This window comes from Nitratireductor thuwali (assembly GCF_036621415.1).
Lineage (GTDB): Bacteria > Pseudomonadota > Alphaproteobacteria > Rhizobiales > Rhizobiaceae > Chelativorans > Chelativorans thuwali.
This window is the reverse complement of sequence record NZ_CP030941.1, coordinates 1,005,897-1,020,787: the sequence shown is the minus strand read 5'-3', so window position 1 is coordinate 1,020,787 and position 14,891 is coordinate 1,005,897. Positions and strand designations below refer to the sequence as shown.

The 14,891-nt window shown below is 61.4% G+C and carries 11 protein-coding genes; 4 read left to right on the top strand and 7 right to left on the bottom strand.

Features of this window, described 5'->3' with window-relative positions; genetic code table 11:
• Positions 1 to 48: 48 nt before the first annotated feature.
• Positions 49 to 1,017 carry a dienelactone hydrolase family protein gene (locus tag NTH_RS04900; protein ID WP_338528962.1) on the bottom strand — a complete coding sequence of 323 codons (969 nt, stop codon included), beginning with the start codon at positions 1,015 to 1,017 and terminating at the stop codon, positions 49 to 51.
• A 349-nt stretch (positions 1,018 to 1,366) separates the two neighbouring features.
• On the opposite strand from NTH_RS04900, the gene NTH_RS04895 reads away from it, so the two are divergent.
• From NTH_RS04895 to NTH_RS04880, 4 genes are all read left to right on the top strand, one after another.
• Positions 1,367 to 2,749 (top strand): NfeD family protein, encoded by a 1,383-nt coding sequence (locus NTH_RS04895; RefSeq protein WP_422392349.1) that lies wholly within the window; start codon positions 1,367 to 1,369, stop codon positions 2,747 to 2,749.
• 39 nt (positions 2,750 to 2,788) lie between these two features.
• The gene (locus NTH_RS04890; protein WP_338528961.1) at positions 2,789 to 3,565 is read left to right on the top strand and encodes a slipin family protein; all 777 of its coding nucleotides are present in this window, start codon (positions 2,789 to 2,791) and stop codon (positions 3,563 to 3,565) included.
• A gap of 401 nt (positions 3,566 to 3,966) precedes the next feature.
• Positions 3,967 to 4,281 carry a hypothetical protein gene (locus NTH_RS04885; protein ID WP_338528960.1) on the top strand — a complete coding sequence of 105 codons (315 nt, stop codon included), beginning with the start codon at positions 3,967 to 3,969 and terminating at the stop codon, positions 4,279 to 4,281.
• Complete coding sequence (locus tag NTH_RS04880) at positions 4,274 to 4,714, top strand: hypothetical protein (RefSeq protein ID WP_338528959.1); 441 nt, start codon at positions 4,274 to 4,276, stop codon at positions 4,712 to 4,714. The genes NTH_RS04885 and NTH_RS04880 overlap by 8 nt, the downstream gene beginning before the upstream one ends.
• A 299-nt stretch (positions 4,715 to 5,013) precedes the next feature.
• Here the strand turns inward: NTH_RS04880 and NTH_RS04875 are convergent, their stop codons facing one another.
• From NTH_RS04875 to NTH_RS04850, 6 genes are all read right to left on the bottom strand, one after another.
• The gene (locus NTH_RS04875; RefSeq protein WP_338528958.1) at positions 5,014 to 5,604 is read right to left on the bottom strand and encodes a hypothetical protein; all 591 of its coding nucleotides are present in this window, start codon (positions 5,602 to 5,604) and stop codon (positions 5,014 to 5,016) included.
• Between the two features lie 259 nt (positions 5,605 to 5,863).
• On the bottom strand, positions 5,864 to 8,995 hold the full coding sequence (locus NTH_RS04870) for an autotransporter outer membrane beta-barrel domain-containing protein (protein WP_338528957.1): 3,132 nt from the start codon (positions 8,993 to 8,995) through the stop codon (positions 5,864 to 5,866).
• A 158-nt stretch (positions 8,996 to 9,153) separates the two neighbouring features.
• Positions 9,154 to 10,074, bottom strand: a complete 921-nt coding sequence (locus NTH_RS04865) for a helix-turn-helix domain-containing protein (protein ID WP_338528956.1) — start codon at positions 10,072 to 10,074, stop codon at positions 9,154 to 9,156.
• A 208-nt stretch (positions 10,075 to 10,282) separates the two neighbouring features.
• The gene (locus tag NTH_RS04860; protein ID WP_338528955.1) at positions 10,283 to 10,696 is read right to left on the bottom strand and encodes a lysozyme inhibitor LprI family protein; all 414 of its coding nucleotides are present in this window, start codon (positions 10,694 to 10,696) and stop codon (positions 10,283 to 10,285) included.
• A gap of 272 nt (positions 10,697 to 10,968) precedes the next feature.
• Complete coding sequence (locus NTH_RS04855) at positions 10,969 to 11,721, bottom strand: polysaccharide deacetylase family protein (RefSeq protein ID WP_338528954.1); 753 nt, start codon at positions 11,719 to 11,721, stop codon at positions 10,969 to 10,971.
• A gap of 124 nt (positions 11,722 to 11,845) precedes the next feature.
• The gene (locus NTH_RS04850; protein WP_338528953.1) at positions 11,846 to 14,704 is read right to left on the bottom strand and encodes an autotransporter outer membrane beta-barrel domain-containing protein; all 2,859 of its coding nucleotides are present in this window, start codon (positions 14,702 to 14,704) and stop codon (positions 11,846 to 11,848) included.
• Between the last annotated feature and the right edge of the window lie 187 nt (positions 14,705 to 14,891).

Below are 14,891 nucleotides of genomic sequence, written 5' to 3'. Positions count from 1 at the left end.
GCGCGACCCAGCCGGCCGCCGATCTGGCCGATGGATCCGATCGTTGCATCAGGGGTTGTCGTGATATTCTTCATGCCTCACCTCATCGGAACCGCGGCGGTGGTGGATCCTGCTTGTGCCACTACTCACCGTGGCCGGTGCAGGTGAATGCAGGCGCTCGGGTAGGAACGCGCTTTCGTTCCCAGCGTGCGTGGCGTTCCGCAGGAGCGAAAGCAGCAGGCGGTCAGATACGCGCTGGGTCTCCAGATCCTGCTGGATCGTATATCCCTTGGGATCGACGGACATGGCAATGAGCACTGCGCGACTTACCATGCCCCTCATGCGCAGGCCGGTGCACTCGTCGAACACCTCGTTCCTGCGGTCGAGATGCATGCGGCACCGCCGGAGGTTGAAGAGCACGTGGCGTGCCTTCACGTCGTCTCCGTCCCACTGATGGTAAGCGTCGAACGTTTCGAGGTGTGTCGGGGAACCGCCTATCTGCAGATCTGCCGCGATCTGCTCGGACCGTTCGGGGCAGACATTTCGATCCCGCCGCGCAAGCAGCATGAGCACCGGACTTCCGGTGGTTCGCGGATCCTCAAGTCGCGGAATGCTGCATCCGTAATAGGAGACGTGACCGGCAAAGCGGGGTCCTCCCGGCAGGAATAGATCGGCCAGCTGACGATAGGCGGTGAGCACCGAGATCATCCCGCCATAGGAAAAACCGATGATGAAGACCCGGCGCGGGTCGACATCTGGCCTTCCGGCCAGATAGCGCAGCGCGGCAAAGGCATCCGCCAGCATCATCGACTCCGTCAGGAAGAGCGCGCGAATGTCGTCGAAGCGCCATCTGATGCTGCGGCCGGCAAAGCTGTCGGGCACGAGCGCGATGTACCCCCTTTCTGCCAGGAAAGCTCCATAGGCGCGCTCCCGGTGATCTTTGGGCCCGCCAAGCCCCTGCATGACGACAACCGCCGACCGGTTGCCTGTTACCGGTGCGGGAAGATGCAGACTTGCCGGCACATGGACCCGCGGCAAGCCGCTCTTCAAGACCATGTCACGCAGCAGGGGCGGACTGCAGGAGGGGAATGTTATCCGCGGCGCTTTCCGCGCCACGCTCGTTTCTCGCTCTCGGTTTACCATTGTCCGGGAACAACGTTATCCGGCTAGTGTTCCAGGTCTGCTAAACGACTTGCGGATTTCAGGCCCTAGAAAGCTGCCTTCGGACTTCTCGGCTTTGACCCGGCGCGTTGCCCAGCAGCGCGATGGAGAGATCCTGGGCTTTTGGCCAACACCACCCTTATCTTCACGGCATGGTGATACATATAACCAGCCTATGAGGAACGAGGTACAAGCTGCTTGCCGATGGTGGAGCCGCCTTGCATTGGTGCGAGCCTCATTCGTGCGTGCCTCGGTGGCGGCGCTGCTGGTGTTTGCCGGTGCCTGGGGCCTGTCGGCCTCCGCGCAGGGTGGCAGGGTCGCCGTCGTGCTGACGCTGGAGGGTGCCGTGGGGCCGGCGACGGCCGACTATATCGTCCGTGGCATCCAGCAGGCGGGCGAGCGCGAGGCCGCCATCGTTGTGTTGAGGATCGACACGCCAGGCGGGCTCGACTCTTCCATGCGCGAGATAATCCGCGAAATCCTCGCTTCTCCGGTTCCGGTTGCAAGCTTCGTGTCGCCTTCCGGCGCGCGCGCGGCAAGCGCGGGCACATACATCCTCTATGCAAGCCACATAGCGGCGATGGTTCCCGGCACCAACCTCGGCGCGGCCACGCCGGTGGCAGTCGGTGGCGGAGGATCGCCGTTCGGTGGCGGACAGGACGAGCAGGATGATGGCGAGAACATCGACCAGCCGGCCGCACCCACCAATGCCAGCGAGGCAAAAGCGATCAACGACGCGGTCGCCTATATTCGGGGACTGGCCGAGCTGCGCGACCGCAACGTGGAGTGGGCAGAACAGGCTGTCCGCGAAGCGGCGAGCCTAACCGCGACGGAGGCGGCGCGGAAGAATGTGATCGACTTCACCGCCGCGAACATCGAAGACCTTCTGGCCAAGGCCGACGGCATGTCGGCGCGTGTCGGTCAGGCTGACATGGTGCTGGATACGGACGGCCTTGCGGTCGAGGAGATGGAGCCGGACTGGCTCACGCGCTTCCTGACCGTCATCACCAATCCCAACGTCGCGCTGATCTTCATGATGGTGGGCATCTACGGGTTGATCCTGGAATTCATGAATCCCGGTGCGCTGGTGCCGGGAACGATCGGCGGCATCAGCCTCCTGATGGGGCTCTACGCGTTGGCCGTTCTGCCGGTTACCTATGCGGGCGTGGGGCTCGTCATCCTGGGCGCGGCACTGCTGGTCGCCGAAGTCGTCTCACCTTCCTTTGGCGTGCTTGGCATTGGCGGCGGCATCGCGTTCGTGCTGGGTGCGGCGTTTCTGTTCGACACCGAAACGCCGGGCCTGGAAGTGTCGTGGCCGGTGCTGGCCGCCGTCGCCGTCGCCAGCCTCCTCATGTCGCTGCTGGTCGCACGGCTTGCCTTGACCTCGCAGCGCGGCAAGGTGGTGAGCGGCAGGGAACAGATGATCGGTGCCACCGGCGAGGTTTTGAGCTGGAACGGAACCACAGGCTACGTGCTTACCCACGGTGAACGCTGGAAGGCCGTTTCCGATACGCCGATGGTTGCCGGTCAGACCGTGCGGATCAAGGACATCGACGGCCTCACGCTCAAGGTATCGGCGGTCCCCGTCTCGGCAGGGGAGCGGACATAGGGACCGCGCCGCGGTCGAAATCGGCAAAGGAGAAAGCTCATGGATATGTTCGGCGACCTCATCTTCTATGTCGTGCTCATCGCCATCCTGCTGGCGATTCTCGGCTCGGCGGTCAAGATCCTGCGCGAATACGAACGCGGTGTGATCTTCACGCTCGGCCGCTTCACCGGCACAAAGGGGCCCGGCCTGATCCTGCTCGTTCCCTTCGTTCAGCAGATGGTGCGCGTGGATCTGCGCATGCTGGTTCTCGACGTTCCGAGCCAGGACGTGATCAGCCGGGACAATGTGTCGGTCAGCGTCAATGCCGTAATCTATTTCCGCGTCATCGATCCCGAAAACGCGACCATCGAGGTCGAAAACTTCATGCAGGCCACCAGCGAGCTTGCGCAGACGACGCTGCGCTCGGTGCTCGGAAAGCACGATCTCGACGAGATGTTGGCCGAGCGCGACAAGCTCAATGCCGACATCCAGGAGATTCTCGACAAGCACACCGATGCCTGGGGCATCAAGGTCTCCAATGTCGAGATCAAGCATGTCGATGTCAACGAATCGATGATCCGGGCTATCGCGCGCCAGGCCGAGGCCGAGCGCGAGCGGCGCGCCAAGGTCATCAATGCCGAGGGCGAACAACAGGCCGCGCAGAAGCTGGCAGAGGCGGCAGAAATCCTGGCGCGCGAGCCGCAGGCCATGCAGCTTCGCTATCTGAGTTCGCTCAACGTGATCGCAAGCGAAAAGAGCTCGACCATCGTCTTTCCCTTCCCGATGGAGCTTGCCAGCCTGATCCCAAGCGTGTCGAAGGCGAAGAAGGAAACGTAGGTCTTCCATCTTTGAAACGATGCGTGGAGCTGCCCCGTTTCGCGCACTGTTTGGACGCCGCCTGCGGGCGCAAGCGCCGACCCGCAGCGAGGCGCCGGTCGACCCCCCGCTCACTGACTCCTGCGGGCGAAACCGCGCCGTTGGTGACCGCTTTCTGGGGCGGCTTTCAGCCGAAGTTCAAACCATGAACGGAGGTCCATTCATCCAAGATCCGGCTTTTTAATCGCTTCTTGATATAGAGTTGTTTTTTGAATGTACCCACGGCACGCTATGGGTGCTATTTTCGTCATCTGAGAAGTGGGAGATACTGTTCATTCCTTGAACACGAAGTATGCGAGATTAATATTTGTGTAACTTGCAATGCGGGTTCGTGACGCTTGAGAAGTTCATGCTCCGTTTCAATGTTTGTTATTTTCACGGCGCCCGCCGGCTGCGCCACGGCCCAAAGACCCTACATCGATCCGCGGCCGCAATTCGATGCGCAGGGCAACCTGAATCGCGACACGCGCGGCAATCATATCGGCAGCCATGGTATTGGTTGTTTCGTAGATGATCCCTCGCGATTTGCGAGAAGTGCGAGCTACCACATGCACGGTAACCTGATCTACGATAGCGACGGCAACTATGCCGGCTGCCATGACGAAGGCTGCCCGGTCGACGATCCGGCTAGAGAGAGGATTCGTGCAACGTGGAAAGGAACAACCGCTCATGCCTGAACTCAACAGCCTGCTCCATCGGCATGCCAAAATCATAGTGATTGCCGTCATGGGGCTTGGAATTGCGCTGCCGTCTGCCTTCGCCGCCAACCGGGCCTGCGATGGCGTGAAGGTCGAAATGACGAAGGCCCGCAAGGAGGCATATGCCCGCCTCGTTGCCTCGGCGATGGACAACGAGTTCAAGCCCGCTCAGGTGGGGTTCTTCTCAATTATGGAGAGCGGCAACTGGAGTGCCGCTTACATCTCCACGCCTGTGAGCGACGATGGTGTCATGTTCTTTCAGACAATCGACGGGACGAAGCGTTTTCGCGACGTGTGGGGGGGCTGGGCGGAACCGTCCGAACGCCCAGAGTTGACAGCCTGGGCGAGGAAGCTTGGGGCGCCGGCGGATCTGGCCAAGTGTTTCGCCGAGACCGTGACGGGGGATGAATGATGACCTTTCGAATTCATCCAGTTTTCGACTGTGGCCGGATGTTCTCGTCGTCGATTTTTCTGCAGCACCGATGGCAGCCTTTGTCCGCGCGCTGAAATCATCGGCCTCGCCGAGCGCACTGGAGGCATTCTGGGGTCGATGATCGCATTCCCACGGCCCCCATGGGCCGGCCGGTGCGGGGCTGACCGCTGGGTTGGGCTTCACTCACCGGGCTCACTTTCGAACGGCCTTGCTCGCCCAGACCTTTGCGGGCCGAGCGGCGGCATTGGCTGGGGTGAGCATGGTAGAGGTAACGTCGCTTAGGACAAAAACTGGAAATAGCGCAGGATCCAGGAGACTTGCGCGACCAGTACGACAACGACGAATGCAAGATGGAAGCGCTGGTTCGTGACGAACATGGCGATGATGGCGAACACGAACATGAGACCTTGGCGGATCGGGTATTCCAGTCCAAGCGCCTGGAAATGCTGTGTACCCTTCCACAGGGTATCGATGACGTCGACGACGAACAGGCTGGCAAGAAGGCCGTAGAACCATTTCTGACGCGAGTGAAAATAATCCTTGAACCCGGCATACTCGTCCATGCGATCGGGGAATAAAATCGAGCAAATAAAAAAGAAGATCGCTGTATAGCAGAAGAGGAAGCAATAGAGTTCGAAGGTCCAGAGTTCGACATGGACCATCGCAAATTCGAACCACCAGAAATGGATGACCGCGGTGAGAAGGAAGACGACCCAACCGAGATGGACGAGGTAGACGTTTTCCCGACTGGGATGCTGCACAAAACGCGCAAGCCCGGCCAGCAATCGGGTAATGCTGAGGCCCATGACGACAGCCAGGATGGTGCGGATGTGAAAAACCTGCTCGGGTTCCGGGACAGTCGTTTCCATGAATGATCTGCTCGTTTGTCCTCAAGGGATTCGGAGCCAAGCCGCTGGCCGCTCCAGGGCGGCAAGACCGTCAAGCCCTCACGCTCACCGGTGCGCTCGGCAAGCTAGACTAGATCAGTTCACCGTTTCACAGAACGCCGAACTGATCTAGCTGTCGGTTCTACGCAATTCCGGACGGAAAACCGGCTTCCACTTTTCCTGGAATTGCTTCTAGCGGCGGACAGCGACCTTGCCCTTGCAGGAGTCATCGCCAGGGATATCAGAACTTCACCGTAAAGTCCGCGCGGACGCCATGGTCGCTGGTCCTGTCGGCGATCTGGCCGGAATAGGACAGGCCGAGCGTGGCCTTTTGCGAAAGCCCCACGTCGAATCCGGCCTCCAGAACCAGCGCGTCCTCGGCGATCGGCGTGCCGGCGATCGTGAAGGCGTCGCCGCCGGCAAAGGCATGGGTCGCCGTCGGCGTGGTATCGCCGAAGGCATGCCGCCAGCCGACCATGCCGCGCGCCGTCGCTTTCATCGTTCCGACCTGGAAATCGGTCGAAGCGCGCAGGCCGAGCGTCGTGAAGGTGGCGTCGCTGTGCGAACTCGCACCCGTCAGCGCCGCCGCGCCACCGTCCTCAGCAAAACCGTCGGTGTGGACGTTGACATAGGCGAGGTTGGCGAAGGGCTCGAAGCCGAAGCGGCCGCGGTCGATCCGATAGCCGAGCTCGCCGAACACCTGCGCCGTGCGCGCGTCGTAGGCGGCCTCCGCTCTGTCGGCAAGGCCGGGGAAGGCGATCGACCGGCCGGTCTCGATCTCGTGCCAGGTATGGGCGGCGCCGAGGCGCAGCCCGAGCGCGCCCCACTGCGTGCCGCCATAAAGGCCGAGATGATAATTGTCGCTGTCGCCGGAGGAAGCGCGGGCGTCGCCGTGGAAGCTCGAGCGGCTGTAGCCGGTGAGCACGCCGGCGCGCCAGGTCTCGGCAAAGCGCGCATCGGCGCCGACGAAGACACCGCCGATGGAACGCTCGAGATCGGCGGCATTGCCGGCGCCCTCGTGCTCGCCCCAGGAGCCGAAGCCGCGCGCCCACACCGCAAAGCGGTTGGTGTCGGCCGCCGCCGGCGCGAAGGCCGCCGCACTCTTGCCCTCTCGCGCCAGCGCCGCGTCCTGCCGCGGCGTCGGGCCCGCCGGCCCGTAGCCCATCACCGGCAGCGTCAGGGCGGCGACGCCGGTAAAGGCCGCCCGGATGCGGTCGAGGGCCGCCTCGCGCACGAAGCGGCTGTCCTGGAGCATCGCCCCCTTGATCGAGGCATGGATTTCGCCCGACAGAAGATCGAACGCCCGCCGCGCCGTGGGCGCGTCCGGCACGCCGACCACGGCATTGTGGATGGGCCCGCCGGGCCCCTGGCTGTGAATGGCGTGGGCGGTCGCCGTGTGGTTGTCGGTGTGGGCGACCTCGTGGATTGCGGTCTGATTGCGCACCACGTCGAGATAGACATTATTCGGATCATAGGCCAGGGCCAGATCGATGAAGGGCGCGTTCTCGTGCACCGAATCGAAGGTGCCGGAGACGCCGCCCGCCGCCGTCAGGATCGTGTAACGGGCTCCGGCCGTGTGCGAGCCGGCCGCCGCCAGAACGGTTCCGCCGAGGATGTCGGCGGTGCCGAACGCGTTGATGAGGTCGGAGATGCCGCCGGGCTCGGTCTCGACCGCGTAGATGGATCCGGGCTGGAATGTGATGTCGCCGAAGACATCGAGCGTGCCGATCGAGTTGCCCGGAGCGATGGTGCCGCCCGAGGCGACGGTCGTGGTGCCTACCGTGCCGGTGCCGCCCAGCGTGCCGCCGTCGACGCTCACCAACGAGTTCGCGATCGAGCCGTTCACCGCCAGCGTGCCGTTGGTGATCGTGGTCGGGCCGGTGTAGGTGTGGTTGGCGGTGAGGACGGTTACGCCGTCGCCGATCTGTTCGACGCTGCCAGCACCGCTGATCTCGCCGTTGAAGGTGTAGGTATTGGAACGGTCGAACGTAAGCTGGCCGTTGTTCGTGACATTACCGACGATGCTGCCGGCGGTGCCGTTAGCGCCGAGCTTCAGTTCGCCGGCGGCGATTGTCGTGCCGCCGGTGTAGGTATTTTCCGCCGTGAGGGTGAGGGTTTGGCCGCCCGACTTCGTCAACCCGCCGACGCCGGTAAAGGGAGATGCGGCTGCAATGTCGAAGCCGGCATCGTCGATGGTCAGTCCGCCCGCGGCGATATTGAGTTCACCGAGGCCGAAGCCGCCCGCGACAAAAGTTCCTATGGTATTGATGTTCGGGCGCAACGTGCCGCCATCGAAATTGACCTGAGCGGTGCCGTCGCCACGGACAAGCGAAGCGGTCTCCAGCGTGCCGCCAGTGTTGATGTTGAGGATGCCTGAACCCAGTGTGTGCGCGACAGTCGTACTGCCCATCACCGACACCTCGCCGTCAGTGACGTTCAGCGTGCCGGTGCCGCCATCGCTGCCGACAAAAGCGTCTCCGCCGGTTGTCACCGTGCCACCGCTCTGTACATTCAGCGTGCCGGTGCCACCATCGCCGACGATCAAGTCCCTGGTGATGTCCCACCGCGCGTTGGGTCCCGCGACGGTGGCGGTTCCGGTCCCATCGCTGCCGATGTGTGCGTCTCTGTCGGTTTTCACCATGCTAGCGCTCTGCACGCTCAGCGTGCCGGTGCCCCCACTCTCGCCGATTGTGAGGTCATGCAGAAAGTGGATAAAGCCACCGTTACTGACATTCAGGCTGCCGGTGCCACCATCGCCAACGAAAACGGAATGCTGCGTAACTGTCCAAATGGACCCCGGGCCCGCCACGGTTACCAGGCCGCTGGACCCGGGCCCGTCTCCAATGGAAACGTCGCCGGTTGGGTTGTTGGTCAGCATGCCGCCGCCAATGAACAGCCCGCCCGACCCACCATCGCCCCCGACGATCATGTCAGTCGATGTCAGCGATCCACCGCTCACAATGGCCAGGACCCCTGACGAACCGGCGCCCTGGCCTATGTGGAGCGCGCCGCTCGTGACATCCGCTCCGTCGAGTTCGGTGGGATTGGGCGACATCGTGTTGATATTCGCCGTGTTGTCTATCGGTGTGTTCCCGGTCCAGTTATCATTATTCACCCAATCGCTGCTGATAGCGCCGGTCCAGTTCGTCTCCTGCGCCCCGGCGGGCTCCGGGGTGATAGCGGTCAGCACCGCGGCGAACGCCAGCGCAGGTGTCGTTGCCAGCCGGGCGCCGGGGAAATTTCCGTTCCGACACTGACGGACGCCGGAACTTCCGAACATTGCGCGTGTTGCAACCGTCGACATGGTAAGGGAAAGCGGCACGGTCGCAACGGAAGAAAGAAATCGGTTGCGCCGGGCTATTGCTTGCGTCATTCGGTCGTCCCCTCTTAACAATCAGAAATGTCAGCGTAATAATCGTGTCAGTTGGGGCATATTGAGAGAGTTAGTTCTTGCAGGTTATAGTTATGTATTGTCCGTTTTCGGCATTTCTGGACGGTTCTCGGTGATTGTTGCCCCGGCAACACACCGATCTACCCTTTTCGTTCACGCCGAAAGGAAGCCGGTGTAACGCCCGTCAGTCTCCGAAACGTCCGCGTCAGATGCATCTGGTCGGCAAAGCCGCATTCGATCGCAATGCTGGATATGGATACCGACGTGTGCGCAAGCAGGCGCTGCGTGCGTTTCACTCGGCAGAGTATGACGTATTGATAGGGGGTTAATCCCATCGACTTCTTGAACAGCCGGGCGAAGTGGCTGGGCGTCATGCCGCTGTCCTGGGCCAGGTCGGACAGCGACAGGGGCTCCGCCAGTCGAGCCTCTACAAGCTCCCTGACTTTCTTGATCTGCAAGCGGGTAAGGCCCTGCTTCGCCCGGGGACGGGTATGCTGCCCCGCAGCGGTCGAGTGCATACGCAGTAGCCGCGCCGCAAACGCCCTTCCAAGGTGATCCAGGTAAAGAGGCGGCGGCGGCTCCAGTACCGCCTCATATATGCCTTGCGCGATATGCTCCGCGACGGAATCGAAGGTGGCAAGGCGCGGAATCAAATCCAGCCTGCCCGGTTCACCTTTGAACAGATCTGCAGCCACCTCTTCCATGATCCTTTTATGGAGATAGATATGGAGAGATTCGACGGGGTCCTCGAGCTCGTACTCGACTTGGAGACCGGCAGGTAGAATCCCGAAGCTGCCGGGTCGCATGACGCAGTGCTCTGTGCGCCCACGCAAGGTGCGTTTCAATGACGCCGGACCGTTGAGCGAGAAGCCGATCATCGGATGGGCGCACGGCTCGTAGCTTCTCTGATGGGGTCTTTCCGATAGCCGTGAAAGATAAATGTCAGACCAGCCAAGGCCCTCGCTGGTTACATGTAGCTGGCTGTGGTCCGATCCAGCAAAGCCGTGCGTCTTGTTGCCGGTAAATTCCTGCGGTTGAACGCTTAGTACCGCGTCTGCCACCAGTTCGTACTCCCGATCGGGTATCCCTAACCAACGGCGCAATACGGATTACTTTTCCCGAACCCAAGTCATCGTGGGCGTCGCGGCACATGGCTTCCTAGAACAGCAGTCCGCCGACACAGTTGGGGCCACAATTATTGCTCTGGGCAGAAGCCGTACAGCTATGCCACGTGATCAAGCGTATTCAGCTTCGCCGAAACCACGCATGTCAGTTCGCGGCCGGGACAGGGCAGCTCAGTTCGCCTTCCTCGCAATTCAGGTAGCTCTCAAAGTCTTCGATGCGCGATTGCGTCAGGTCGTCCATGCACTGCGCGACGAGCATCGGCACTACGCTTCCTCCGGCCGCTCCCGCCGTCTGGAAATCGCACTCCGCGTCGCGGAATCTGATCCAATCGCGCTGTGCCTGAACGAGAAGCTTCTTGGTATCTGCATCATCCGACAGGCGGGCTTCAATCTGCTTGTAAAGCTCGTTGAGGGTCTGGTCGGATTTCTTGAGCGCGGCATCGGCGCATTCGGTCATGGCAGCTTGACTGTCGGCGCCGTCGTAGCACTTGTCCTGGGCGAATGCGAAAGCCGGCGCTGCCAGAAAGATGGCAGCAGTCATCAATGCCGTTTTTACCATAAGACTCTCCATGAAGAATTTCTAGTCTTTTAGTCGCAACCGTATTACCCTGCAAACTCTCTCATGAATTACATAAGGAACTAGAACGTATTATCTATTCAGGCAAGAAAGTGGTAGGTTTCTAATAATAGCTATCCCGATGACAGAACATTGGTTTGGGGAAATAAGAGCGGCCTCGGTACCTACAATATTCCGCAACAGGTCGATGGGGAAGGGCATACACCCTCTGCTCACTTGGTCTTCAGCTTACGCAGTGCTTGCCCAGTGCTCTGTCAGCGATGGTAGTCTTTGAGATGCCCGAACGCGTAGCCTTTCGCCTTGAGGGCGGCGATCAAGGCGCGGAACTTCGCGTATCCATCATACCGATCGGAAAACATTTCGTCGTGCATGAGCAGCAACATCTTGTCCGTCGTTACAAGTTCCCTTCTAGCGAACTTGGTGCCGATCTCGCTCACCAGCTGTTCGACGCTCTGGATGGGTTTGCCGCGGCTGTCATGCGACCATTCATGATCCCAGCCGTAGAGGTAAAAGCCGGCGGCAGCCACTTTGTCATAGTCCGCTTTCTCCAGTTCATCTTCGGCATGGCCGATGCCGCGATCCTCTCGGGTAACGCCGGGCAAGCGGAAAACATCACGTCCCGGTAGGCGCGTGTGGAACGGCGCAACCGTCAGTCCGAGCACCTTATTGGCTTCTTCAAGGTCTTCGAGTACGCCGGCAGCATTTGAGTAGAAGCTGCGATAGCGGTTATGTGCATGCGAATAGCTGTGATTGCCGATCGTTACAAAAGGCGAGGCCTTGGCCTTAGCCAGCAGGTCTTTATGCTCCTTGCTGGCCTGGACATGCTCGCCGACAAGGAACAAGGTGGCCGGCACTTTCTCGGCTTCAAGCGCCCGAAGAATGTTCGACATTCCACTCAGCGGGCCATCATCAATGGTGAGGAAAACCGTCCTGTCTTGAGCGCTCGCCGGCATTGAAAACAGTGCGCAGGCAATTGCGACGACGCGCAGGCAGGATGTCATACGCATGTCTCATCTACCTCGATTATCCATGCGGCCAAGCTTGGCCGCTGTACTGAGCGGTGGAAGCGCCTCGATCCACCGGTACTTGCGTGATCGTGACGGCTGTTAATACGCTCCATGTCGCTGAACCTCAAAAACGGACACTGAGTTTGGCGTTCAAACCGTGCTCCTGCACGTCCGAAGCGAGTTGCCCCTGATAGGTAAGGCCGAGCGTGGCCGCCTTGCCGAGGTTCATGTCGAGCCCCGCCTCGATCACCGCGGCGTTTTCGGCAATCGGCGCTCCCCTGACGGTAAAGGACGGGCCGCTTGCAAAGGCAAGGCTGGTTTCAGGCGTCACGTCGCCGAAGGCATGCTGCCAGCCGATGCCGCCCCTGGCCGTAGCGACCATCGAGCCCAGCATGAACTCCGAGGAGGCGCGCAGCCCGAGCGTGGTGAATGTCGTATCGCTCGACCGGTCCTTGCCCGAGAGCGCGGCCGCGCGGCCATTCGAAGAAAAGCCGTCCGCTTTGAACTTCACATAGGCAAGGTTCGCATAGGGTTCGAAGGACACTGAGGCTGTGTCCAGCCTATAGCCGAGCTCTCCGAAGGCCTGGAACGTGCCCGCATCGTAGTCAGCTGAAAGTCTGTCGGAAAAGCCTGGGAAAACCACAGACCTGTCGGTCTCGATGCGATGCCATGTATAGGCGAGGCCGGAGCGGAAACCGATAGGTCCCCGCTGCGTGCCCGCATAGAGGCCCAGATGATAGTCGTTGCTAGAACCGGAGGAGGCGAGCTCGTCCACGTCGAACGATGTGCGGCTGTAGCCGGCCTGAAGCCCAAGGCGCCAATGTTCGCCTACAAGCGCGTCACCGCCCGCAATGAAGCCCCCGGTCGAATGGTCGACACGAGCAGCGTTGCCGTCTCCGTCGAGGCGCCCCCAAGCGCCGAAGGCGCGCGCCCAGACGGCAAAGCGATCATGGGTCGCAGGAACCATGTCCGGCCCGCCCGGTCCATAGGCCATGACCGGCACAGATGAAGCGCCAACACCTTCGAACGCGGCACGGATGCGATCGCCGGCGGCGTCACGGATGAAATGGCTGTTCTGGATGAGCGTGCTGTGAACGGAGGCGTGGATTTCGCCCGAGAGCATGTCGAAGGCGTCCTTGGCTTCCGACGTCGTCAGGGGAAGGATACTGCTATGGATATGAAGAGGATGATTGTCATGGACAGGTTGACCGACATCCGGATGCTGTTTTCTGATCGCCTCGACAGCCACAGCAACAGAATGGTGATTAACGGTTTCGCCAACCTTCCGGAAGCTCGTGTCGGTGCGGACGACGTCGAGGTAGACGTTTTGCTGGTCGTAGGCCAGTTCGAAATCGATGAAAGGCGAGTCGGCGACCCAGGCGCCTATCAGGCCGCCATAGGCGCCGTTGACGCCACCCGCCGCTGTCAGCAGAGTATAGCGCGTATCGATCGAGAACCGGCCAGTGTCCTGCCGCACGAGATCGATGGCTGCGCCGCCATCGATGACGGCGGTCCCATTTATACCGACCAGATCAGATGCTCCGTCTAGCGCAACACTCGCTTGATAGATAGAACCCGCTTGCTGCACGAAATCGCCATCGACGGTCAGCACCCCGGTCACTTCGTCGGGATCGAGCACACTGCCCGGCGCCACGATGCCACCGTCGCCCGCGGTGAGGGAACCGACCGTGCCGACGCCCGCGAGAATGCCGGTTCCTGAGACATCCACCTGGGAGATGATGCTGCCGTCGACGGCCAGCGTGCCGTCATCGATCGCCGTCAAGCCGGCGTAGGTATGGTCCGCAGTCAGAGTGACCAAGCCGTCGCCGGTCTTGGTGAGCGAGCCCGAACCGGTGATCACGCCGTCATAGGTCAGTTCACCGCCGCGGTTGAACACCAGTGCGCCGTTATTGACCACATCGCCTGCAATCGAACCCGATGTGCCGCCGTTGCCCAGCTGCAGCGTCCCGTCATCGATCGTCGTGTCGCCGGTGTAGGTATGGTCCGCCGTCAGAGTGACCAAGCCATCGCCAGTCTTGGTGAGCGTGCCGGTACCGCTGACGACGCCGCCATAGGTCAATTCACCGCCGCGGTTGAACACCAGCGCGCCGTTGTTGGTGATGTCGCCGCTAATGCTGCCGGAGGTGCCGCCATTGCCGACTTGCAAGGTACCACCATTGAGCGTCGTGCCGCTGACCGTGCCACCCTCCACGAGCTGGATGCCGTCGTTGATCGTCGTTCCGGCGACGGTGCCGCCGGAGATATGCTGACGGCCCGCATTCAGTATCGTCCCTGATACTTCGCCACCTGAAACGATCTGTTCGCCGCCATCGACCTGCGTATCGATGACGATGCCACCTTGAATCTCTTGCCGACCGCCAGCCTGAATGAGCGTGTCAATGGCGGCCGCATCTGAACCCACCAACGTTTGCACGCCCCCATTCTCGATGATCGTGCCTCGTGCGAAACCCGCAACCTCCTGCGTTCCACGGACAACAGCGTCGATGCTCTCCCCGTTCGCGTTGACAAGCATTTGTGCGCCGGCGTCGACCTGGGTGCCCGTTGCCACGCCTCCAGAGAAAACCCGCTGCAAGGCGCCACTCCGCAGGAACGTATCCCTCGCGGTGCCGCCCACATATTGCCGCCCGCCGCCGAGCACCACGGTGCGCAGCGCATCGCCATCGGACTCGACGAACTGCCGAGCCTGGTCTGAAACCGTGATATCAATCGTTCGGCCGCCCGGCCCAATGTTTTGGGTGTCGCCCGGCCCTAAGGTCACCCCTTGAACCGTCTCTCCTTCCTCCACGGTGAAATCATCAGCAAGTCCGGGATCAGCCTTCGTGAGCGTCGCGACTCCGAGCACGATCAGCGCGGTCGCCCACTGGCCGGACGACCGGCATCGTCCCTTTGGACAGCGCGTTATCGTGGTCGACGGCGGGAGTTCGTGCGCGCGCGGCACACGCAAGTTCAGCGAGGAGAGCATTCGCAATTTCCCTTGTTGTCTGCCGTCTGGCCCATCGGAATGATCTGCGGGGCGCGGAGCGTCTGTCAGCGTGAGGATGACCGCTCCACCGGTGGCCGGTGCGAATTCGGGTTCCCGTGCATCAGAAGTGCTACCAGCGGTTTCGACCACGGTGGCCCCCTTTGGACTGTTCCAATACGTCGGCAAA

Bases quoted from the DNA above. Each gene is read 5' to 3' on its own strand.
- NTH_RS04890 (WP_338528961.1), top strand. From the start codon at position 2,789: ATGGATATGTTCGGCGACCTCATCTTCTATGTCGTGCTCATCGCCATC.
- NTH_RS04885 (WP_338528960.1), top strand. From the start codon at position 3,967: ATGTTTGTTATTTTCACGGCGCCCGCCGGCTGCGCCACGGCCCAAAGA.
- NTH_RS04880 (WP_338528959.1), top strand. From the start codon at position 4,274: ATGCCTGAACTCAACAGCCTGCTCCATCGGCATGCCAAAATCATAGTG.
- NTH_RS04875 (WP_338528958.1), bottom strand. From the start codon at position 5,604: ATGGAAACGACTGTCCCGGAACCCGAGCAGGTTTTTCACATCCGCACC.
- NTH_RS04870 (WP_338528957.1), bottom strand. From the start codon at position 8,995: ATGACGCAAGCAATAGCCCGGCGCAACCGATTTCTTTCTTCCGTTGCG.
- NTH_RS04860 (WP_338528955.1), bottom strand. From the start codon at position 10,696: ATGGTAAAAACGGCATTGATGACTGCTGCCATCTTTCTGGCAGCGCCG.
- NTH_RS04855 (WP_338528954.1), bottom strand. From the start codon at position 11,721: ATGCGTATGACATCCTGCCTGCGCGTCGTCGCAATTGCCTGCGCACTG.
- NTH_RS04850 (WP_338528953.1), bottom strand. From the start codon at position 14,704: ATGCTCTCCTCGCTGAACTTGCGTGTGCCGCGCGCGCACGAACTCCCG.